The 21,092-nt window shown below is 58.9% G+C and carries 19 protein-coding genes; 12 read left to right on the top strand and 7 right to left on the bottom strand.

All coding sequences use genetic code 11. The features are described from left to right. The first annotated feature begins 23 nt into the window (after positions 1–23). The 7 genes from I6N93_RS09955 (at position 24) to I6N93_RS09925 (ending at position 9,731) form a co-directional block, all read left to right on the top strand. Entirely contained in the window at positions 24–1,340 is a 1,317-nt protein-coding gene (locus tag I6N93_RS09955; protein WP_085684804.1) for a purine-cytosine permease family protein, read from the top strand. Between the two features lie 405 nt (positions 1,341–1,745). Then, on the top strand, positions 1,746–2,510 hold the full coding sequence (locus tag I6N93_RS09950; RefSeq protein ID WP_232099989.1) for a FadR/GntR family transcriptional regulator: 765 nt from the start codon (positions 1,746–1,748) through the stop codon (positions 2,508–2,510). Between the two features lie 81 nt (positions 2,511–2,591). Then, positions 2,592–4,103 carry an ABC transporter substrate-binding protein gene (locus tag I6N93_RS09945; protein ID WP_085684802.1) on the top strand — a complete coding sequence of 504 codons (1,512 nt, stop codon included), beginning with the start codon at positions 2,592–2,594 and terminating at the stop codon, positions 4,101–4,103. 83 nt (positions 4,104–4,186) lie between these two features. Then, the gene (locus tag I6N93_RS09940) at positions 4,187–5,134 is read left to right on the top strand and encodes an ABC transporter permease (RefSeq protein WP_085684800.1); all 948 of its coding nucleotides are present in this window, start codon (positions 4,187–4,189) and stop codon (positions 5,132–5,134) included. Continuing rightward, positions 5,131–6,003, top strand: coding sequence for an ABC transporter permease (locus I6N93_RS09935; protein ID WP_085684798.1), 873 nt, complete (start codon positions 5,131–5,133; stop codon positions 6,001–6,003). The genes I6N93_RS09940 and I6N93_RS09935 overlap by 4 nt, the downstream gene beginning before the upstream one ends. A gap of 18 nt (positions 6,004–6,021) precedes the next feature. Beyond that, the gene (locus tag I6N93_RS09930; RefSeq protein ID WP_085684796.1) at positions 6,022–7,806 is read left to right on the top strand and encodes a gamma-glutamyltransferase family protein; all 1,785 of its coding nucleotides are present in this window, start codon (positions 6,022–6,024) and stop codon (positions 7,804–7,806) included. A gap of 89 nt (positions 7,807–7,895) precedes the next feature. Beyond that, positions 7,896–9,731, top strand: a complete 1,836-nt coding sequence (locus I6N93_RS09925) for an ABC transporter ATP-binding protein (protein WP_085684794.1) — start codon at positions 7,896–7,898, stop codon at positions 9,729–9,731. A gap of 135 nt (positions 9,732–9,866) precedes the next feature. On the opposite strand, the gene I6N93_RS09920 is transcribed toward I6N93_RS09925, so the two are convergent. From I6N93_RS09920 to I6N93_RS09910, 3 genes are all read right to left on the bottom strand, one after another. Next, entirely contained in the window at positions 9,867–10,115 is a 249-nt protein-coding gene (locus I6N93_RS09920) for a DUF883 family protein (protein ID WP_085684792.1), read from the bottom strand. Between the two features lie 185 nt (positions 10,116–10,300). Continuing rightward, positions 10,301–11,032 (bottom strand): isopentenyl transferase family protein, encoded by a 732-nt coding sequence (locus tag I6N93_RS09915; RefSeq protein ID WP_176222509.1) that lies wholly within the window; start codon positions 11,030–11,032, stop codon positions 10,301–10,303. 105 nt (positions 11,033–11,137) lie between these two features. Beyond that, on the bottom strand, positions 11,138–11,587 hold the full coding sequence (locus tag I6N93_RS09910; RefSeq protein ID WP_085684787.1) for a hypothetical protein: 450 nt from the start codon (positions 11,585–11,587) through the stop codon (positions 11,138–11,140). 386 nt (positions 11,588–11,973) lie between these two features. On the opposite strand from I6N93_RS09910, the gene I6N93_RS09905 reads away from it, so the two are divergent. From I6N93_RS09905 to I6N93_RS09895, 4 genes are all read left to right on the top strand, one after another. Continuing rightward, positions 11,974–13,014 (top strand): CAP-Gly protein, encoded by a 1,041-nt coding sequence (locus tag I6N93_RS09905; RefSeq protein ID WP_309251026.1) that lies wholly within the window; start codon positions 11,974–11,976, stop codon positions 13,012–13,014. A gap of 243 nt (positions 13,015–13,257) precedes the next feature. Continuing rightward, positions 13,258–13,347: a hypothetical protein gene (locus tag I6N93_RS17465; RefSeq protein ID WP_373853585.1), complete on the top strand. Its 90-nt coding sequence runs from the start codon at positions 13,258–13,260 to the stop codon at positions 13,345–13,347. A gap of 460 nt (positions 13,348–13,807) precedes the next feature. Next, entirely contained in the window at positions 13,808–13,972 is a 165-nt protein-coding gene (locus I6N93_RS09900) for a YqaE/Pmp3 family membrane protein (protein WP_085684784.1), read from the top strand. Between the two features lie 318 nt (positions 13,973–14,290). After that, a complete protein-coding gene (locus I6N93_RS09895; protein WP_373853586.1) occupies positions 14,291–15,226 on the top strand; it encodes a lipid kinase in 936 nt (311 codons plus the stop codon). Between the two features lie 72 nt (positions 15,227–15,298). Here I6N93_RS09895 and I6N93_RS09890 read toward each other — a convergent pair whose 3' ends face one another. The 4 genes from I6N93_RS09890 to moeA all read right to left on the bottom strand — a co-directional run bounded on the left by I6N93_RS09890 (position 15,299) and on the right by moeA (position 18,837). Further along, positions 15,299–15,853 carry a flavodoxin family protein gene (locus tag I6N93_RS09890; RefSeq protein ID WP_085684782.1) on the bottom strand — a complete coding sequence of 185 codons (555 nt, stop codon included), beginning with the start codon at positions 15,851–15,853 and terminating at the stop codon, positions 15,299–15,301. Positions 15,854–16,081: 228 nt separating this feature from the next. Next, positions 16,082–16,681 carry a nitroreductase family protein gene (locus I6N93_RS09885; RefSeq protein ID WP_085684780.1) on the bottom strand — a complete coding sequence of 200 codons (600 nt, stop codon included), beginning with the start codon at positions 16,679–16,681 and terminating at the stop codon, positions 16,082–16,084. 150 nt (positions 16,682–16,831) lie between these two features. Next, complete coding sequence (moeB, locus tag I6N93_RS09880; RefSeq protein WP_085684778.1) at positions 16,832–17,608, bottom strand: molybdopterin-synthase adenylyltransferase MoeB; 777 nt, start codon at positions 17,606–17,608, stop codon at positions 16,832–16,834. Continuing rightward, positions 17,608–18,837 carry a molybdopterin molybdotransferase MoeA gene (gene moeA / locus I6N93_RS09875; protein WP_085684776.1) on the bottom strand — a complete coding sequence of 410 codons (1,230 nt, stop codon included), beginning with the start codon at positions 18,835–18,837 and terminating at the stop codon, positions 17,608–17,610. The genes moeB and moeA overlap by 1 nt, the downstream gene beginning before the upstream one ends. A gap of 334 nt (positions 18,838–19,171) precedes the next feature. Here moeA and I6N93_RS09870 point away from each other — a divergent pair, with 334 nt between their 5' ends. Next, on the top strand, positions 19,172–21,070 hold the full coding sequence (locus I6N93_RS09870; RefSeq protein WP_085684774.1) for a dipeptide ABC transporter ATP-binding protein: 1,899 nt from the start codon (positions 19,172–19,174) through the stop codon (positions 21,068–21,070). Positions 21,071–21,092 lie beyond the last annotated feature (22 nt).

Genomic DNA, 21,092 nt, shown 5'->3' with positions numbered 1-21,092 from the left:
CTTTTGCAGTCAGGAGTACCCCTATGGCAGATCTTTCTGATGTCAAGCTGACCGCCCCGGCGACGGAGTCGGGTACGGTCACCGCCAACGAGCGTATGGGCAAACTCTCGCTTACCATGGCGTGGTGGGCGGTATGCAGCGCGCTGTTTTATATTGTGGTCGGCGCGTCGCTCGCGCAGAGCTGGGGCGCGAAAAACGCCATTATCGGCATGGTGTTGTCGGTCGTCAGCTATGGCGTGGTGAATGGGATCATCAGCCGGTTCGCGATAAAAACCGGGCTGTCGGTCTCCCTGTTTTCGCAGGCGTTGTTCGGTCGGCTCGGTTCGTCTCTCGCAACGCTGATCTTCTTCTCTACGGCCATCTATTACGCCGTATTTGAAGGGTCGGTCATCGCCTTCGCGCTGAACCATCTGTTCCCGGCGTTGCCTTACGCCGCCGCCGCGCTGGTGGTCGTGCTGTACAGCGTGCCGCTGATTTTCGGCAGCGTGCAGCACTGGCTGGATAAATTCAACGGCGTGCTGCTGCCGTTTTACCTGCTTGGGCTGCTGCTGACGGTGGCGGTGTCCATCCAGCAAAACGGCTATAACCCGCAATGGCTGGCGTTCGGTCCCGCCGATCCGCCGGCCTACGGCTGGTGGCACTGCTTCACCTACTATATGGGCGTGTGGATCCTGATGATGTATACCTTCGATTACGCCCGTTACGGCAAAGCGAAGGACGCGGACTACCACGCGGGCATCAACTTTGGCATGCCGTTCTATCTCATCACCTTTTTGCTCAACGGCGTGGCGGGCATCTATCTGGTCAGCGGTTTTTCGGAAAGCGATGGACTCAGCGAAACCGGCGTGGTAGTGGCGATCCTCAATCTGCTGGGGCTGTGGGGCTTGTTCTTCGTCTGGGTGACGCAAACCCGCATCAACACCGCCAACTATTTTCTAGCGACGGTGAACATGCAGGACTTTTTCCGGCTGCTGTTGCGGCTGCGATTCCGGCGGATTATCTGGGCCTGTCTGGTCGGGTTGGTGGTCTATGTGCTGATGTTGGCGGATGTGTTCGGCTACATTTTGCAGGCGTTGGCCTGGCAGGGGGTCTTTGTGGTGGCCTGGGTGGGTGTGGCGCTGAGCTACATTCTGACGCCCGCGCGTCAGGCGCTGGGCATTAACTTTGAGCGCAATATCAACCTCTCGGGGTTGATTGCCTGGGGCGGGAGTGTCGCCGTCGGCATGGTGTTGATGTACGCGGAGGGGGTATGGCAGTCCTGGTCTGCGCCCGCCACGTTCATCACCGCTTTCGTCTTGTACCGTCTTCTGCCTGCTGCGACGCCGCGCGCGGCCGTATGACCTGTCCGAGCCGTCGTCGACAGACGGCGGCGTTTTCCGCATGCCTACTTAAAGACGCGTATCCGTAAAATCCCGCCAGGTCAGAGACGCTGGTAGACGTCCCGCCCGCATCTATCCATCATCATTTCTTATTGTTAATCATCCGCTTTGCAGCGCTGTGGCACCAACGCGTCGCCGTAAAGGCCGTTTTTTTTCATGTATTGACGAAAAAACGGCGTGAAATGTCCCGATATAAAACGCTTAAAAAAGCGACACTCGCCACGTATTCAACCGGTCGACCGTTTCAGTGACGCAGCATCTGTACCCAATCCACCACAATAGCAGTGATTTTATGGTTTTTTGCCGCACGTTTGGCGCCTTTCCCCCATATTGACTTGACCCGGTCACCGTGCTTTTTTTGAACCAATGACCAATTGGAGTGAACCAATGAGCGATATGGCTCGCATCAAGAAAACGGAAAATTCGCATTATGCGCTCGAGAAACTTCGTGAACTTCTGCGCGAGAGCGCGTTGGAGCCTGATGGAAAACTGCCGACGGAGCGAGCGCTCTCCGAGCTGTGGGGCGTGGGCCGGCGCGAGGTGCGGCGCGCGCTGGAGGTGGTGGAAGCGGAGGGGCTTATCTGGCGCAAGCAGGGGGCCGGCACGTTCCTCGGGCAAAAGCCGGACCATTGGGGCGCGCACGCGGCCAACCTGATCCAGGGAACCAATTTTATGGAAATCATGGAGGTGCGGCTGCGCATCGAGCCTCAGCTGGCGCAGTTGGCCGCGCTGCGCGCCAAGCCGTCGGACATCGAACGAATGCGGGCGCTGCGCGACAAAATCTACGAGCGCACCGACGCCGACTGGCGCGAGCTGTGGGATGGCTCTTTGCATCGACTGATTGCGCAAAGCGCGGGCAACCAGCTGTTTCTCTCGCTGTTCGACGTGGTAAACCGCGTGCGTCAGGACCCGGCCTGGCAGGCGCTACGCGCGTTGGCCCGCAGCCACAACGCGTCGCTCACCGACTCGCACAGCGATCACACGGAAATCATTGAGGCGATTGCCGCCCACGACCCGGTGAGGGCAGGCGAGGCGATGCGCCGGCACCTGCTGACGCTGGAGGATAGGCTCATTCGCCATACCGCGCTCGGCGACGATGCTTCGGACGACGCCGAAGCGCTCCGCCGCTAAGTTTTCCGTGGGCCAGCGCCGTCTGACCTGCATTCATTGCGCCGACTCTCGGCTTTTGCTATCGACCAGAGGAAACATGACATGAACCGACTTATTAAACAGACCGGGCTCTTGCTGGCCGGTGCAGTGATGGCGACGACGGCGCAGGCGGCAGAATTACGCATCGGCCTGCAAGACGACCCGGACGTGCTGGACCCGGCCCAGTCGCGCACGTTTGTCGGGCGTATTATCTACACCAGCCTGTGCGATCGGTTGGTGGACGTCGACAACACGCTGTCGATTATTCCTCAGCTGGCAACGCAGTGGACGTGGGGCGACGGCGGCAAAACGTTGACCATGGATCTGCGCCAGGGCGTGGTGTTCCACGATGACACGCCGTTTAACGCGGAAGCGGTGGTGTACAACATCCAACGCTACATGACGATGCCGGAGTCCCGCCGCAAAAGCGAGCTGGCCTCCGTCGCCCGCGTGGAGGCGATCGGCGAATATCAGGTGAAATTCACGCTGAAAAGCCCCGACGCCAGCCTGCTGGCTCAGCTGTCCGATCGCGCGGGCACGATGATCTCCCCGACGGCGGGCAAGCGGCTCGGGGCCAATTTTGGTTCGGATCCCATCTGCTCCGGCGCGTTTAAATTCGTGCAGCGCGTCCAGCAGGACCGCATCGTGCTTGAGAAATTTCCCCGCTATTGGAACGCCGGCAACATCTTTCTCGATAAGGTCACCTTCCTCCCTATCCCGGATACGACGGTACGGTTAGCCAACTTGCAGTCCGGCGAGCTGGATCTGGCCGAGCGTATCTCGGCGTCGGATGTCGCCGCCGTGCAGCAGAACCCGAACCTGAACTACGGCAAGGTCATCGGACCGGGCTATATGGCGCTGTACGTCAATATCGGCAACGGACCGCAGGCAAACACCCCCTTCGGCAAGGACAAACGGCTGCGTCAGGCCTTCTCGCTCTCTATCGACCGGGAAGCGATCAATCAGGTGGTCTTCGAGGGCACGGCGCTTGCCGGCAATCAGCCGTGGCCGTCCACCAGCCCTGGGTATAACCAGCATCTGCCGGTCCCGGCGCGGGACGTGGCGAAGGCCAAGGCGCTGATGAAGGCGGCGGGCTATGAGAAATACGATATCGAACTCCAGCACGCCAACAACACCACGCAGACCCAGATGATGCAGGTGATCCAGTCCATGGCGGCCGAAGCGGGTTTCAACGTCAAACTGAAAGCGACCGAGTTCGCCACGCTGCTCTCCGAACAGACGGCGGGGAACTACGTGCTGTCGCGCTCCGACTGGTCCGGCCGTTCGGATCCGGACGGCAATATTCACCCGTTTGTGACCTGCGACGGCGGCATCAACGACACCAAATACTGCAATCCTGAGGTCGACAAGCTGCTGAACGAAGCGCGCGAATCCACGGATAACGCGGTGCGTAAAGCCCGGTACGACGCCGCGATTAAGATTCTGGACAACGATCTGCCGCTGATCTATCTCGGCCATCAGGCCTACCTCTATGCCTACGCCAAAAAAATCGCCGGATTTACGCCGTCCGCCGACGGGATGATCCGCCTGACGGGCGTCAAAAAAGGCAACTAATCCGGCGTGCGTTCGCTGGGGGGAGGCGGGTCATCCCCTCGGCTGGCCCGGTTGAGGCACTCTTTGAATAAGGAAACGCGCGAATGCACATCTATATCGGCAAACGCCTGTTGGTGGCGATACCGACGCTCCTGATTATCTCCATTTTCGTTTTTTCGCTGCAAAAGCTGCTGCCTGGGGATCCGATCCTGGCGATGGCGGGGGAAGAGCGCGATCCGGCGGTGCTGGAGCTGCTGCGCGAAAAATACCGCATGAACGACCCGGTGGTGTATCAGTACTTTTACTGGCTTGGGGCCGTGGCGCAGGGCGACTTCGGGGTGTCGCTCCGCACCAATCAGCCGGTGCTGGATCTGATCGGCGAAAAACTGCCGGTCACGCTCCAACTGGCGGTGATGGCGATGTTTTTCGCGCTGATCATCGGTGTGCCGATCGGCATTCTGGCGGCGGTAAAGCAGAACACGACGCTGGATTATCTGGCTAACGTGGTGGCGTTGTCGGGGCTGTCGATCCCGAACTTCTGGCTTGGCATCATGCTGATTTTGCTGGTGTCCGTGCAGTTGGGCTGGCTGCCCGCATCGGGCTACGAATCCCTGTTCGTCGACCCGTGGCGGTCGTTGCAGACGACGATTATGCCCGCCTTTGTGCTCGGCACGGCGCTGGCGGCGACGCTGATGCGGCATACGCGCTCGGCGATGCTGTCGGTCCTGAAAGCGGACTACATCCGCACGGCGCGCGCCAAGGGGCTGTCCAACCGCGAGGTGGTGCTGAGCCACGCCTTCCGCAACGCGCTGTCGCCCATCGTCACGCTGACGGCGCTGCTGTTCGGCGAGCTGCTGGCGGGGGCGGTGCTGACCGAACAGATTTTCACCATTCCCGGTTTCGGTAAGCTGATCGTCGATGCGGTCTTCAACCGCGACTACGCGGTGGTGCAAGGCGTGGTGCTGTGTACGGCGGTAGGCTTCATCGTCATGAATCTGCTGGCGGACGTCGCCGCCATGCTGCTGAATCCGCGAATGAGGAGCGCGCTATGAGCCTGACTGAACCCGTCGTCGTCGCGCCGCAGGCCGTGGCCGGAAACCGCGCCTGGAAGAAGATGAAGCGCAACCGCAGTTCGATCGCCGGTCTCATTATCATCGTCTTTTTCGCCCTGTTGGCGGTGCTGGCGCCTCTGCTGCCGTTGGCCGACCCGCTCGCCACCAGCTGGAGCGCCATCCGCAAAGCGCCGTCGGCCGCGCACTGGCTGGGGACGGACGACATCGGCCGCGATGTGCTGTCGCGTATGGTGTGGGGCGCGCAGGCCTCGCTGATGGCGGGGGTGATCTCCGTCGCCATCGCCGTGCTGACCGGCGTCCCTTTCGGCCTGATTTCCGGCTACTTCGGCGGCTGGGTCGATCAGGGAATTTCCCGCGTGACCGAGGCCTTTCTGGCGATGCCGTTCCTGATTATGGCGATTGCGCTGGCGGCGTTTCTCGGTCCGAGCCTGACGAATGCGATGATCGCCATCGGCCTGTCCGCGATGCCGATATTCATCCGGCTGACGCGCTCGCAGGTGCTGGCGGTCAAAACCGAAGACTACATTGAAGGCGCGCGCTCCATCGGACTGGGCCACGGCGATATTCTGCTGCGCTACATCCTGCCGAATATCCTGCCGCCGATCATCGTTCAGGCGACGCTGACGGTGGCGACCGCGATTATCGCGGAAGCCAGCCTGTCCTTCCTCGGCCTCGGCCAGCAGGCGCCCGCGCCCAGTTGGGGCTCGATGTTGAACGTCGCCAAAAACTTCCTGACCCAGGCGCCCTGGATGGCGTTGTGGCCGGGGGCCGCCATCTTCCTGGTGGTGATCGGCTTTAACCTGTTGGGCGATGGCTTGCGTGATGCGCTCGACCCGCGTGAAAACTAACGAGAAAAGGAGAGCGTCATGACCGCATTCACCACCCGTCCGGAGATTTTAGGCACCTTCGGGGTGGTCACGTCCAGCCACTGGATCGCCTCCGCCGTCGGCATGAGCGTTCTGGAGAGGGGCGGCAACGCCTTCGACGCGGCCGTCGTCGCCGGCTTTGTGTTGCAGGTGGTCGAGCCGCATCTGAACGGACCCGGCGGCGATATGCCCGCCGTCATCTATTCGCGCAAAAAGGACAAGATTGAGGTGATCTGCGCGCAGGGTACCGCCCCGGCGGCGGCGACGCTTGAGCACTACACCGCCGAGGGGCTGGACCTGATCCCCGGCGACGGCCTGCTGGCGACGGTGATACCCGGCGCGTTCGACGGCTGGATGCTGATGCTGCGGGACTACGGCACGATGACCGTGCGTGAGGTGCTGGAACCGGCGATCGGCTATCTGGAGCACGGCCATCCGCTGTTGCCGCGGGTGGCGGCGACCATCACCGATCTGGCCGAATTTTTCCGCACGGAGTGGCCGACGTCGTATGACACGTGGCTGCCCGGCGGTACGGCGCCTGCCGCGCTGTCGAACTTCACCAATCCGGTGCTGGCCGAAACCTGGAGGCGCATTATTCGGGAGTCTGAGGCCCGGCCGGGACGCGAAGCGGGTATCGACGCGGCGCGGGATGCCTTCTATCGCGGCTTTGTCGCCGAGGCGATCGCGGATTATCTGCACACGGCGGAAGTGATGGACGCCAGCGGCCATCGCCATAAAGGCGTATTGACCGCCGACGATATGGCGAACTGGCATGCGACGGTCGAAGCGCCCGCGACGTATGACTACCACGGCTGGACCGTCGCCAAAACCGGTCCGTGGGGGCAGGGGCCGGTGCTGTTGCAGTCGCTGGCGCTGCTGAAGGGCATTGACATCGCCGCCATGGATCCGGCGGGACCGGATTTTGTGCACACGGTGGTGGAAGCCATGAAGCTGGCCTATGCGGACCGTGAAGTCTATTACGGCGACCCGAACTTTACCGCGGTGCCGATGCAGACCTTGTTGTCCGACGGCTATAACGCCGAGCGCCGCAAACTGATCGCCGCCGAGGCATCGCTGGCGCTGCGGCCGGGACATCTGCCGGGGTTCACCGATCAACACGATCTGACGCTGAGCATGCTCGCCGCGCAGCGCGGCAGCGGCGCCGTGTATGAACCGACCATGTCGCACCTGACCGAAAAACGGGGAGACACGGTGCATATCGACGTCATCGATCGCGAGGGCAATATGGTATCGGTCACGCCGTCCGGCGGCTGGCTACAGTCGTCGCCGGTGCTCCCGGGGCTGGGCTTCTGCCTGAACTCCCGCGCGCAGATGTTCTGGCTAAAGCCGGGCCTGCCGACATCGCTGGCGCCCGGCAAGCGTCCGCGCACCACGCTCACGCCGTCGATCGCCCTGTATGAAGGTCGGCCGACGCTGTCGTTCGGTACGCCGGGCGGCGACCAGCAGGATCAGTGGCAGCTGGCGTTTTTCCTGCGTTACGCCCATTACGGATTAAACCTGCAGCAGGCCATCGACCTGCCGTTGTTCCATACCGCGCATTTCCCCGGCTCGTTCTACCCACGCACGCGTCAGCCGGGCCATGTGATGATTGAGAGCAGCATCGGCGACGCCGCGCTCTCGGCCCTCAAAGCGCGCGGACATGACATTGTGGCGTCCGATCCCTGGACGATCGGCCGCTTAACGGCCGCGCGTCGGGATGAAGACGGGCTGCTGCGCGCCGCCGCCACGCCGCGTCTGATGCAGGCGTATGCGATAGGGCGATGACGTGCGTCGCCCGGCGGCGTGAAAGGCAGCGAGACAATCGGGTCAATACGGTGTGCGGAGACGGCCGCCACTCACGGGGAGACAGAGCCATGAATGAGCAAAAACCGCTGCGGGAATGCGTACTTTCCGTGCAGAACCTCACCACCTCTTTTCGGGTGGACGGCGTGTGGAAAACCGTCGTGAGTGGGATCTCCTTCGAGGTCAGAGCCGGTGAAACGGTTGCCGTCGTCGGCGAAAGCGGCTCCGGCAAAAGCGTCACCTCGCTGTCGGTGATGCGTCTGCTCGATCCGCGTTCGAGCCATATCGAAGGCCGCATTTTGTTAAACGGAAAAGAGATTTTGTCGCTCCCGGAGAAGGCGATGCGCGCAGTGCGCGGCAACGACGCCGCGATGATTTTCCAGGAACCGATGACGTCGCTCAACCCGGTGTTCACCATCGGGCGGCAGATTTCGGAAGTGTTGCGGCAGCATAAGGGAATGAGCAAGGTGGCCGCGCGGTCCGAAACGCTCCGGCTGCTGGACAAGGTGCGCATCCCTAATCCCGCCGCGCGGTTCGATGACTACCCGCACCAATTCTCGGGCGGTATGCGCCAGCGCGTCATGATTGCGATGGCGCTGGCCTCTAAGCCCAAACTGCTGATTGCCGATGAGCCGACGACCGCGCTCGATGTCACCATTCAGGGCCAGATTCTGGACCTGATCAAAACCCTGCAGGAAGAGGAGGGGATGGCGGTGCTGTTCATCACGCATGACATGGGCGTGGTGGCGGAAATTGCCGATCGGACGCTGGTGATGTTTCGGGGCGAACAGGTGGAAACGGGCGAGACGGCGGAGGTGTTCCGCCACGGCAAACACCCCTACACGCGGGCGCGGCTGGCCGCGGTGCCGACGCTGGGGTCGATGGAGGGGCAGCCCTGGCCGCTGCGCTTCCCGCGCATCGACATGCAGAGCGGCGAAGCCCTTCCTGCGAATAACGTGCCCAACACGGTGGCGAGCGGCAAAACGCCGGTGCTGTCCGTAAAAAATCTGGTGACGCGGTTCGCTCTTCGTTCAGGCCTGCTGGGACGAACGAGCGGCGCGGTGCATGCGGTCGAGAATGTGTCGTTCGATCTGTTTCAGGGCGAGACGCTGGCGCTGGTAGGTGAGTCCGGCTGCGGCAAATCGACCACCGGACGCTCCATCATTCGCCTGATCGAACCGCACAGCGGCGAAGTTCAACTGGACGGTTACGATGTGCTCAATCTTGACGTCGTCGGCCTGCGCACGATGCGCCGCAGCGCGCAGATGATTTTTCAGGATCCGTTCTCCAGCCTTAACCCGCGGATGACGGTGGGGGCGACCGTCGCCGAGCCGATGATCAAACACCGGCTGGCCACGCCGTCCGAGGCGCGGCAGAAGGTGGCCAAACTGCTGGAGCAAGTGGGGCTGTCGGCGTCCATGATGGATCGCTTCCCGCATGAATTTTCCGGCGGTCAGCGCCAGCGGGTGGCGATTGCCCGTGCGCTGGCGTTGAATCCCAAGGTCATCATTGCGGATGAAAGCGTCTCGGCGCTGGATGTGTCGATAAAAGCGCAGGTGTGTAATCTGCTGCTCGATTTGCAAGAGCAGTTCAATATCGCCTTTCTGTTTATCTCCCATGATATGGCGGTGGTGGAGCGCGTCAGTCACCGGGTGGCGGTGATGCGTCTCGGGGAAATCGTCGAGATTGGGCCGCGCGAGGCGATCTTCGCCAACCCGCAGCATCCGTACACGCAGAAGCTGATTGCGGCAGTGCCGGTGCCGGATCCTGCGCGTCGCGGTATGCGGCGCAATGCGGCGATCGAAGAGTTGAAAAGCTCGGTGCGACCTGTGGGCTATGTGCCGCCGCCGCGCGTGTATCTTGAAGTAGGCCCCGGACATCAGGTGATGGCGTCCGACGCTTCGTGATGTGTTGGCGTCCTCCTCTCCGGAATCAGATCAGCGACGCGCTGACGGTCTGTTCCGCGCCGATAAAAAAAAGGCCCGGTGAGGGGCCTTTGTGCTTGTCGCGCTAAAGCGGCGAACGTGGTGATCGCTGACTCGTTACTTACGGCCGAGTAAAAATCCCAGTACAATCCCGGTAGCGGCGGCAATGGCGACCCCTGCCATCGGGTTGGATTTCACCTGGCTTTTGACAACATCAGCCGCATCGCGTGCGGCATAGCTGGCCTGAGAGGCATACTTCTTAGCCGCCCCTTTGAACTGATGCTCGTGTGAGTCAGTGGCCTCGCCGACAGCTTCCTGAGCAGCGCCAGCCGCTTCGTTTACTTTATCTTCTGCTTTTCCGAACATACCAGCTCCTTAACTAATGGCTAAATGTCCCTGTAAGCGTAGCAAAGGCTGGCAGGAATGCTGGCTGGGAAACATCTCAATTATTATTTGTAGCGTATTCGACGCGGTTGAATCAGATCGGCGCATCGGAAAAAGCATAAAATAACCGGGTCTGGCGAGTGCCGTGCACGGCCGACGGGGAAATCTCAATCACTCTGGGTCAACCGTCGCGGGGGCTGGCACCAGGTATGGGGAATAGCAGGAAAATTCTCTTGCTGCCATAGGGCATGTTGCCAATACTCCCGGGCGATTTCTTCCGCCAATTGTTTGTGTTCATCAAGGCTCATGTGGAGGATTTCATCTACGTGTCGCCGCCGCTGATGCATATAGCTAATGATGCATCGATAGCCGTCAATATCCGCGAGCGTGTACCTGTACTCGGGATACGCCCATATCTGCACCATCTCATCCAGCAACGACTTCAGCCCGTCGCCGGGGTAAAACATCTCCCATACGCGTTGGGTGGCGCGTTTCAGAAAATGTTCGGTGGAAGGCATGGGAACGGGTTCGAAAGACCAGGCATATTGCTGGCCCCAGGTTCGGTGTTTTACCATTTCCTGCAATATGGAAACCGACCGTCCCTCAAGAATGATAAGCGGATATATCGCGGAATAATGGTCAATCAGTTGATGCAGCCGCTCAACGGCCTGCTGCGCGGAGATGATGCCTTGTGCAATCGGCCGTGAGTTCAGATAAACGCGCTTTGTACCGCGCAGTTCTTGTTCAGACGGGCGTCCGCTGCCTATCGCCACATCAGGGCAACATTGTATACGGTCCAGGACCAACACCGGTGCGCCGTTGCGTTCCGCTAAGGCCACCGACTTCGCGGTCTTCCCTGTACTCGCTGGTCCCCAAATAAGATGTAATGTCGTGTTCATAGCATATTCCTCACTCATGATATTTAGAACAGCAGGTGTGCTTGTAACGATTAATGACTTCTTTAACGTGATTGAGCGCACCTGGTTTCCAGTTATCCGAAATAGTCAGGCAACTTTTATAACCAATTTCACGGAGGGATAATGCGACTCCCTATTTCTATCGATGGCATTTGCCTCGATTTTTATTTGGGATGAAATAATACGCTCAATGATTAATACGTGAATATCGTTGCGCGTGAACTCATTTATTCTATGAGTCTTGTCGCTGGAAGTGATGGCTACTGACTGAATTTTATGAGGAAAGAACAAAACGACATCATGAGGTTCAAGGTCATCCATAGGTCCCTGATAATTAATAAGTAAACGCCGGTTACCTATGGATGACCTCAACATCGACGGCGTCGGCTCATCAGAGAGAAATATAGCGGATAAATAATAATTAATTGATGTAAAAGAGATATCTTCGAAACTCAATAATTCCATAACCGCTATTAGCTCGAAATCTCTCGGATTATTGAGCATGTTTGAATAGAGCGGAGCCGTTAACTTTTCCATGTGAATGCAATCCTTTTATGGCGATAATCACTCGTTTTATTAATCGATATTTATCGAATGCCTCGGGTCACTTAGCGATAGAGTATGAGCCCTTCTTTACCCCTATTGATAAATAGGGCGGCGTGTGAGATGAAAACCATGAACCTTGCACTGCTGTTTCTTTCAACTTCCTGGTGACTATACGCTTTACGCGTCTCTATTACGCCGTCGTTGCTCCAGTCTATTCCTTGCTCTGCTGTGCCCTGTGGAAAAAAACCTGTTTCCCGGTCTGTGTCGCGCAATGCGTGAACGTTTATTTTTGTTAAACATATCAAGACTTGATGAGCGATTCTATGTCTATACTCATTAGAAATTGTAATCTTACGTATCATAAAATCTAAGGAGTAATGATGGACGTCACCAATGAAATCAGACCGTTCAAGACAATATCATGGGGTAGCATTATCGGTGGTGTGGTCACGGTGCTCGCCGTTTCCATGCTGTTGTCGACCTTAAGCACCAGTATGGGATTCGCGATTGTCGATCCCAACGCCGAAAATCCTACTCATGGCGCCGGTATGGCCTTTGGCCTGTGGACCGCGGTTTCTATCGTCATCAGCCTGCTGGCCGGGGCCTTCGTCGCCGGTCGACTGGCGGGTAACGACGGTATGATCCACGGTTTTCTGGTTTGGGCTACCTCACTGATTGTGGCGGCGATTCTGGGCGCGATGCTGGTTGGGTCCGCCGTGAGCACGGCAGGGAACATGCTGGGCTCTATCGCCTCTGCTTCCGGCTCGGTCATTTCCGGCGCGGGCGATATGCTGGGCAAAGGCGCGTCAGGTTTGGGCGAGATGGGTAAATCTGCCTTCGACCAGTTCACCATTAATACGGACGTACAGAGCGATAAAGTGCAGGACGACGTTGCCGCCGCGCTGAAAAAATCCAACATCCCGACGCTGCAGCCGGATTATCTGAAGCAGCAGATGGTGGAAGCCAAAGGCGATATCACTCAGGCTGTGAAACAGCTGGCGACCGCACCGAACAACAGCGACGCGGTGATTCAGGGGCTGACGGATAAACTGAAAGCGCGCGCAGACGCCATTTCCAAGGGCATCGACCGTGACGACCTGAAAAAAGTGCTGACGGAAAATACCTCGATGACGCCGCAAGAAGTGGATAAAACCATCGACAACATGATTCAGGCTCGCGATAAAGCGGCGCAGGAAGTGGACAAACGTCTGAGTCAGGCGCAGGACCAGATCAATCAGGCCAAACAGCAGTACGCCGAATTCAAACAGGAAGCGGCGGACAAGGCTGCGCAGGCGGCCAGCATGATGGCTAAAGCCGCGCTGTGGTCTTTCTTTGCGCTGCTGATCGGCGCGGTTGTCAGCGTGCTGGGCGGACTGTGGGGCGTCAAGACTCACCTCAAATATTCCGCACATGCCTAAGACGTGCGGGCGAGAGTAAAAGCTCTTACTCCGCGTCTGTCCCCTCTGCTCGCGCGCTTTCGTAAAGCGGGTGCGATGGTAGGCAAAGCCAATAGCCATTATCCCCGAAGGGGAAAGCGTGCGAGCAGCAATGAAAGAGAAAAGCATCAGGGCCTGTGAGGCCAAAATCAAAGCGAAAGGCAGCCACGTAGGGCTGTCTTTTTGTGCGTTTTTGCCAACAAAAATGTTGCTCCCGAGCATCTCATGGAGGTTGCACACGGGGGGATCATGGAGATGAAGCTGGATCGCCTAGAGAAGGCCGAAAAGATAAAATCGCGCGTCCCGGCCCTGTAGCTAGGCGCTGGTGAGGTCAAGCGCCGGGGTGGCTGAGAAGGTTGGCGGCCCATTCATCCTCCTAAAATTGTTAAGATATATACACCACTATCAACTGTTTCTGATTAGTTTTTTTTGTTAATAACAATGGGTAATATTTAGAGAAAATGATGATTTTGAGGTGAGATCTATCAGCATGATTGGTTTTTTGTCTTTTACCTCCATATCTGTTTAAGAGCCTGACCTGGTTGGTGCTGGCGGCGACGTCAGTTTGACGACGGGCGGCGCACACGAATCGGGACACAGGCGAAGTGCGTGAGGATTTCGACCGTTGCCCACGTTTAGAGTGACCCGTTAACTATCCCAAAGAGGGATTGGGTCGAAGGGTGTCCGAATAAACCGGCCTTCGATATACCGATATTTGGCATATTAACGCCGTGCGACTATGGTTACCTTGGCTATCTTCTCATGGAGAAAATGTATGGGATTCTGGAGAATTATTTTTACGATTATTTTACCCCCGCTGGGCGTGCTGTTAGGCAAAGGGCTGGGTTGGGCTTTCATCATTAATATTATTCTGACGCTGCTGGGGTATATTCCAGGCCTGATCCATGCTTTCTGGGTTCAGACCAAATCGGATGCCTGAATACCAGCACCGTTAACTTCATTGTGATTCACAGAGCGTGGCGCTAATGGCGCCACCGTTCGCTTTTATTGCAGGCGGGTACGGAGACTCCCCGTGAGGTGATAAGGATCATTACCGTCTTCGTCACGATTTTCCCGATTGCTTCGACGTTTTTCCTCGGAGCGAGCACGCGCTTGTTCGTCTACCGAGTCGCTGCCGCGGCAGTGAATGTAATGTTTTGTCTATTATCACTTCAACGGCGGTCTAAAGTCTGTACCGACGATTTTTACTGTGGTTAACTTTGCGAGTTTTTCTCCCGTGCTGGGTCAGAGAGGCCTTATGGTGAATACCCAAGAGATGTCGGAGACCTACCGCTTCCGTGCGCTACTGTTAGTCAATCGAAAGGCCCGCAATGGCGATACCTCGATCGAGGCCGTTGCCCAATGGCTGCGCGATAAGCACATCGAACCCGTGATTCCGAAAATGGACAAGCACAGCCGTTATCGGGATGTCATCCGCACGCACGCAGGTCATGTGGATATGGTGATCGTCGGCGGCGGGGACGGAACCCTGAACTCCACGGCGAACGCGTTGATGGAGACCGGTTTGCCGCTCGGCATTCTGCCGCTGGGAACGGCGAACGATCTGGCGAGAACGCTGGGCATTCCCCGTGATATTAAGCAGGCTGTCGAAGTCATCGCCCGCGGTGCGGTGCGCGCTATCGATTTGGGCGAGGTCAACGGCCACCCTTTCTTCAATGTCTCGAGCATCGGCTTCTCCGCCGCGATGGCGCGCGGGTTGTCGGCCAAATCGAAAAAACGCTGGGGTACGGTCGGCTATGCGCTGGCGGCCATCCGGCTGCTGAAGCAGAGTCGGCCGTTTACCGTGGAGATCGATCACGACGGCCAGCGCGAACGGGTCAAAACCGTGCAGGTGTCCGTCGGCAACGGGCGTTTTTACGGCGGTGGGATGACGGTGGAGCAGAGCGCGAAACCGGATGATGGCCTGTTCGATGTGTATAGTCTCGAAATCGACCACTGGTGGGAGATGATTGCGCTGATCCCGTTCCTGCGTCGCGGTACCCACGGACGCTGGCGTAAAGTCCGGGCCTTTTCGACGACGGCGCTGACGCTACAGACGTCGCGTCCTCACGATATCAACGCCGACGGCGAGATTGTCGGCACCACGCCCGCGAGATTCCGCATTCGCCGAAGCGCAGTGCGGGTTTTCGCCCCGGATCCCGGCGCGGGACCGACGCCGGCGGCCTTGAAGTGACGCATATAAAAAAACAGGACTGCCGCCGAGCGGGAGTCCCTGTGGGTATTAAAGGCGACGTACGGGCGTTGACTAGCCGCGCAGGCGGCGGGTGATGTCCGCGACTCGGGCGCCATACAGTTTGGCGGTTTCCAAATCGCCCGTCGGGATGGCGTCCGCGCCCGCGTCCGCAGGGGATTGCACCAGTACGCCGACAGAGCCGCCGAGGTTGTTGACGTCGCTTCGCGTCGATGCCTGCGTATTGGCGGGCAGCAGTCCCAGGCTGACCCAAATGCCGCCGTGCTGCGCGGCCAGCGTTTGCAGATAGATGAGGGTGACCTGCTTGTCGCCGTTCAGGCTGGCGCTGTTGGTGATGCCGCCGAACACTTTGTCCTGCCAGCCGCGTTCGGCCCAGACTTTGGACGACGCATCCGCAAATTTCTTAAACTGCCAGGCGACTGACCCCATGTAAGTGGGGGAGCCGAAAATAATGCCGTCGGCATTAGCCAGCGTCTGCCAGTCCGCCTCTTCAATGTCCCCGTTGTTGTCGATGGGGATCAATGTCGCCCCGGCGCTCTCCGCCACCACTTCCGCAACTTGCTTGGTGTGACCATAGCCGGAAAAATAAACCACAGCGATTTTACTCATGCGCTTGCCTCTCTGTTTCAGTCAACGGGAAATCAGAACGCCCACAGGCTTCATATACGCCGGGTGTTCGGAAAGGAACTCATTGATACTAGTCCCCCCTCAGGGACAACACAATCGGCAGGTTTTTGGTCACGGAATTGTCGGCGATACGGCAGGGCACGGTACAAGACGGCGGAGGCAGACGTTGAGGAGGGTCGCGGATCTGAACGCCCGCGACGCGCAGATCCGTTATTTAAAGATACGGAAACGATGGTCATCCGGGATAAAGGTTTTGTCGCCCGCAGGCTGTTCAATAGCGCCGAACGGCATCTCGGCTCGCAGCTTCCAGCTTGCCGGCAGGGACCAGGCGGCGTTGATATCGTCATCGATTAGCGGGTTGTAGTGTTGCAGCGATGCGCCGATGTTTTCCTGCGCCAGCGCCGACCACACGGCAAATTGCGCGATGCCGGTCGAGTGTTCCGACCAGACCGGGAAATTGTCCGCGTAGGTGGCGAACTTCTTCTGCAACTCTTTCACCACCTCGGTGTCTTCGAAGAACAGCACCGTTCCGGCGCCTGCGGCGAACGAGGCCAGTTTTTTATCGGTTGGCTCAAAGGATTCGGCAGGCACGATATTTTGCAGCTGTCGCCGGGTGATGTCCCATACCTTGCGATGCTGCTCGCCAAACAGAATCACGACCCGGGAAGTCTGCGAGTTGAAAGCGGATGGGCTAAGTTTGACGGCGTCTATGACGATGTGCGTGACCTGATCTTCCGACAGGGGCAGCGTGGGGCCGAGAGCATATATGGAACGGCGGGCCTTGATGGCCTCGAGAAATGCGTTACTCATAGGTAAATCCTCTTTTTGCAAGGGACGAGTTCCCTTAGTCTCTCTGGCGCCGCTGAATCCCGGCTTCAACGCCGGTCAGCGGCCGTGGGATAGATACCTGACTAATGATAGAAGATGTGCGCGGCTTGTGAGGGCGCCGACGGCGAAATTTTACGAATCAGCGGAGGATGAAGAAAGCTGACTGCCACAGACTTCGCAGGCCGGATCTTTGGGCAGGGCCAGCTCGCGGAACTGCACCGTCATGGCATCCACCATCAGCAACTTTCCGGCGTTGACGGCGCCGAAATGGGTCAGCAGCTTCAGGGTTTCCATTGCCTGCAGAGAACCTATGATGCCGACCAGCGGGGCCATGACGCCGCTTTCCACGCAGGTCGGCGCGCTATCGTCGAATAACCGGCTGAGACAGTGATAGCAAGGCGTATCCGGCTGGTAGGTAAAGACGGCGAGCTGTCCTTCCATACGAATGGCCGCGCCGGAGACGAGCGGCTTTTTCAGCTCGAAGCAGATCTTGTTCAGCTGGTTGCGGGTGGTCAGATTGTCGGCGCAGTCAACGACGACGTCATGCGCGGCGATGCGCTCCTGTAGCGCGAGGTCATCTAACTGGGCTTCCAGCGGCTCCACCGTGATATGCGGGTTGATGTTTCGCAGCTCGACGGCGGCGGAATCGACTTTCGCCATGCCGATGCGCTTGTCGCGATGCAGAATTTGCCGTTGCAGGTTCGAGAGCGAGACAGTATCGAAATCCAGCAAGGTGAGGTGACCCACGCCCGCCGCGGCCAAATACTGCGCGGCGGCGCAGCCCAATCCCCCGAGACCGACGACGAGCACGCGTGCGTCTTTCAGCGCCTCCTGGCCGTCGAAGTCAAAGCCGCGCAGGACAATCTGCCGGTTATAGCGCAGCGCCTCGGCATCCGTCAGCGTCGCCATTATAGGTCCTCCAGCAGGCGGCTGAACGGCTCAATCTCTACCCATTCGCCGGCGGCGACAGGGCCGCGTTCGGCGTCGAGCACGATAAAGCAGTTACCCTGACTAAACGAGCTGAATACATGCGAGCCCTGATGACCGGTGCTGCGCACCTCGATGTCGCCGTCCGCATTGCGTGAAAAGATGCCGCGCTGAAAATCGAGTCGACCAGGCGTTTTTTTCAGCGGGGACGTAGTTTTGACCCGCATACGGGCGGGCAATCGCCACTGCGTATAGCCGGACAATTTCGCCAGCAGCGGTTGCACCAGTTGATAAAACGTGACGGCGGCGGAGACGGGGTTCCCCGGCAGACCGCAAAACCAGGCGTGGGGGAGCTTGCCGAAGGCAAACGGCTTGCCCGGTTTGATCGCCAGCTTCCAGAAATGGATGTCGCCTAGCTCATCCAGCACCGACTTGGTGTAGTCGGCTTCCCCGACGGAGACGCCGCCGCTGCTGATGACGACATCCGCGCAGGCATCGGCGTCGGTAAAAGCCTGGCGCAGCGCCTCCGGATCGTCAGGGATGATCCCGAGATCGACCACCTCATAACCCAATGCTTCCAGCATCAACCACACCGCGAAGCGGTTGGTATCGTAAATCTGTCCCGGCAGCAAAGGCTCCCCCACGGGCTGTAGCTCATCGCCGGTCGAGAACACGGCGACGCGCAAACGGCGATAGACGTTCACTTCCGCGATCCCCAGCGAAGCCAATAGCGGCAGTTCGGCCGTCCCGAGCCGCGTCCCCGCATTCAGAACGGACTCCTGTTCGCGAATATCTTCACCGGCGCGGCGAATATTCTGCCCCGGCTCAATCGGGTGTAAAAACTGAACGCCCGCTTCGGATGCCGACGTGTGCTCCTGCATGACGACCGCGATCGCTTCGGCGGGGAGGGGCGCGCCGGTCATAATTCGAATACAGCTGCCAGCGGGCCAGACGTCCTCGAACGGCGCGCCGGCGAAGGCTTTTCCCGCTAACGGCAGCGGACGACCGAAGTCTTCGTCGCCGCGCACGGCGTAACCGTCCATCGCGGAGTTGTCGAACGGGGGCACGTTAATTGGGGAGGTCAGCGGCGCCGCCGCGATGCGGCCAGCAGCCTGATAAATCGATACCGTCTCGGTATCCGCGATCGGTGCGATCTGCACCAGCATTTGCTGCAACGCCTGGTTGAGAGAAAGAAGGCCGGATATGCTCATGAATGCTCCACAAAAGATTCCGCTGCAGGCAAGATCGCAGGCGAGAACAGGATTCCTATGCCATTATTATGTCAGAGAACGCCTGAGGGGAGAACGTCGAACGCGGGGGGATGAGCACGAGCAACGCCGCAGGTTGAAAATGTGAATAAGGGTGTTTTTTCGACCTTATAGCGTGAGATTATGTGTGGTAACTTTTTGTTATAAAAGATCTTTATATCAACTCGCCGATGGATTTGTTCTTTACATTGACGCCAGCGCTAAATATAGTCGAAACCCGATGAGGATCCCGTAACGACAGCGGCGGGAAGCGAGTTTTATGGGAGATTCACCGTACATGACCCTGTCGTCTCAGATAAACCGATTACCGACCTCCCGGGCAGGCAGCGCAAAGACGCTGCCCCCTCACCGTGTACTCGACGTTCGCGGACTGGGCGTTAATTTTATGCAGCATCAGAACCGGGTCGATGCGGTTCAAGACTTATCCTTCACCGTCGATCGCGGCGAAACGCTGGCGATCGTCGGAGAGTCCGGCTCCGGCAAATCGGTCACCTCACTGGCGCTGATGCGCCTCATCGAGCAGGCGGGCGGCGCGTTCTCCAGCGGCGAACTGTGGTTCCGTCGTCGCAGTGGGGACGTCGTCGATCTACGTCACGTTTCCCCCTCCCAAATGCGGCATATCCGTGGCGCAGATATGGCGATGATTTTTCAGGAACCCATGACATCCCTGAATCCGGTCTTTCCCATGGGCGAACAGATCGCCGAGTCGGTGCGGCTGCATCAGGGGCTGGATCCTGCCAGCGCCCGACGCGAAGCGCTGCATATGCTGGAGCGGGTGCGGATCCCCGAAGCCGCCAACGTCATGAAGCGTTATCCGCATCAGCTCTCCGGCGGCATGCGCCAGCGCGTGATGATTGCGATGGCGCTCTCTTGCCGTCCGAAGCTACTGATTGCGGATGAACCCACGACGGCGCTGGATGTGACGATTCAGGCGCAAATTCTACAGTTGATTCGTACACTACAGCGCGAGATGGAGATGGGGGTGATCTTCATCACTCATGATATGGGCGTGGTCGCTGAGATGGCGGATCGGGTGCTGGTCATGCATCGCGGCGTCTGCGTCGAGTCCGGCGCCGTCGATGCGCTGTTCTCCGCGCCGCAAGAGCCCTACACGCAGGCTTTGCTGGCCGCGGTTCCCCGACTGGGGGCCATGCGCGGACACCCGTTTCCTCTGCCTTTCGCGTTGCCGGGGCAACCGCAGGATGCCGCCGCTGTTCCGCAGGACACCATTCCCGCCGAGGCGCCGCCAATCTTACAGGTTGAGAATCTGGTGACGCGTTTTCCCCTGCGTTCAGGCCTATTGAATCGGATCACCCGTCAGGTTCATGCCGTAGAGCACGTCAGCTTCGAATTGTATCCGGGCGAAACGCTTGCGCTGGTCGGCGAGTCCGGCTGCGGTAAATCGACCACCGGCCGCTCGTTGTTGCGGCTGGTTGAGAGTCAGGACGGCGTGATCACCTTTAATGGCCGGCGCATTAACTCACTAAAAGGGGCGACGTTGCAGCATCTGCGACGGGACATTCAGTTTATCTTTCAGGACCCTTATGCGTCGCTGGACCCCCGCCAGACGGTGGGGTATTCCATCATGGAGCCGCTGTTGGTGCACAAGGTCGCCGGTCGGGCGGAGGCGGAACAGCGCGTCGCCGCGCTGCTGGAGCGCGTGGGTTTGCTGCCGGAGTATGCGCAGCGCTATCCTCACGAGTTTTCCGGCGGCCAGCGACAGCGTATCTGCATCGCTCGGGCGCTGGCGCTCAATCCCAAGGTGGTGATTGCCGATGAGTCCGTCTCGGCGTTGGACGTCTCCATTCAGGCGCAAATCGTCAATTTGATGCTGGATATTCAGCGCGAATTTGGCACCGCATTTTTGTTCATTTCCCACGACATGGCCGTGGTAGAGCGCATTAGCCACCGTGTGGCGGTGATGTATATGGGGCAGATTGTCGAGATCGGCACGCGTCGGGACGTTTTCGAAAACCCGCAGCACCCCTATACCCGCAAGCTGATGGCGGCGGTGCCCAGCCCCGATCCTTCACGGCGTCATCAGGTCCTGGCGCTACCGGTTGATGAAATACCCAGCCCGATCCGGGCATTGGGCGATGAGCCCGCGACGGCTCCGCTGGTGCAGGTGGGAGAGCGGCACTTCGTCGCCCGCCACCGCATCGCCGGCGCTTACTGATAGGGAACACAAGGAGAATGCA

It is taken from the genome of Lonsdalea populi (assembly GCF_015999465.1).
Classification (GTDB): domain Bacteria; phylum Pseudomonadota; class Gammaproteobacteria; order Enterobacterales; family Enterobacteriaceae; genus Lonsdalea; species Lonsdalea populi.
This window is presented reverse-complemented; position numbering and strand designations above follow the sequence as displayed.

Coding starts and splice junctions, on each gene's coding strand:
- moeA (WP_085684776.1), bottom strand. CDS start 18,837: ATGAGCATATCCGGCCTTCTTTCTCTCAACCAGGCGTTGCAGCAAATG.
- I6N93_RS09955 (WP_085684804.1), top strand. CDS start 24: ATGGCAGATCTTTCTGATGTCAAGCTGACCGCCCCGGCGACGGAGTCG.
- I6N93_RS17465 (WP_373853585.1), top strand. CDS start 13,258: ATGGAGGTTGCACACGGGGGGATCATGGAGATGAAGCTGGATCGCCTA.
- moeB (WP_085684778.1), bottom strand. CDS start 17,608: ATGGCGACGCTGACGGATGCCGAGGCGCTGCGCTATAACCGGCAGATT.
- I6N93_RS09905 (WP_309251026.1), top strand. CDS start 11,974: ATGATGGACGTCACCAATGAAATCAGACCGTTCAAGACAATATCATGG.
- I6N93_RS09930 (WP_085684796.1), top strand. CDS start 6,022: ATGACCGCATTCACCACCCGTCCGGAGATTTTAGGCACCTTCGGGGTG.
- I6N93_RS09910 (WP_085684787.1), bottom strand. CDS start 11,587: ATGGAAAAGTTAACGGCTCCGCTCTATTCAAACATGCTCAATAATCCG.
- I6N93_RS09945 (WP_085684802.1), top strand. CDS start 2,592: ATGAACCGACTTATTAAACAGACCGGGCTCTTGCTGGCCGGTGCAGTG.
- I6N93_RS09950 (WP_232099989.1), top strand. CDS start 1,746: ATGACCAATTGGAGTGAACCAATGAGCGATATGGCTCGCATCAAGAAA.
- I6N93_RS09885 (WP_085684780.1), bottom strand. CDS start 16,681: ATGAGTAACGCATTTCTCGAGGCCATCAAGGCCCGCCGTTCCATATAT.
- I6N93_RS09870 (WP_085684774.1), top strand. CDS start 19,172: ATGACCCTGTCGTCTCAGATAAACCGATTACCGACCTCCCGGGCAGGC.
- I6N93_RS09890 (WP_085684782.1), bottom strand. CDS start 15,853: ATGAGTAAAATCGCTGTGGTTTATTTTTCCGGCTATGGTCACACCAAG.
- I6N93_RS09895 (WP_373853586.1), top strand. CDS start 14,291: ATGGTGAATACCCAAGAGATGTCGGAGACCTACCGCTTCCGTGCGCTA.
- I6N93_RS09935 (WP_085684798.1), top strand. CDS start 5,131: ATGAGCCTGACTGAACCCGTCGTCGTCGCGCCGCAGGCCGTGGCCGGA.
- I6N93_RS09925 (WP_085684794.1), top strand. CDS start 7,896: ATGAATGAGCAAAAACCGCTGCGGGAATGCGTACTTTCCGTGCAGAAC.
- I6N93_RS09940 (WP_085684800.1), top strand. CDS start 4,187: ATGCACATCTATATCGGCAAACGCCTGTTGGTGGCGATACCGACGCTC.
- I6N93_RS09915 (WP_176222509.1), bottom strand. CDS start 11,032: ATGAACACGACATTACATCTTATTTGGGGACCAGCGAGTACAGGGAAG.
- I6N93_RS09920 (WP_085684792.1), bottom strand. CDS start 10,115: ATGTTCGGAAAAGCAGAAGATAAAGTAAACGAAGCGGCTGGCGCTGCT.
- I6N93_RS09900 (WP_085684784.1), top strand. CDS start 13,808: ATGGGATTCTGGAGAATTATTTTTACGATTATTTTACCCCCGCTGGGC.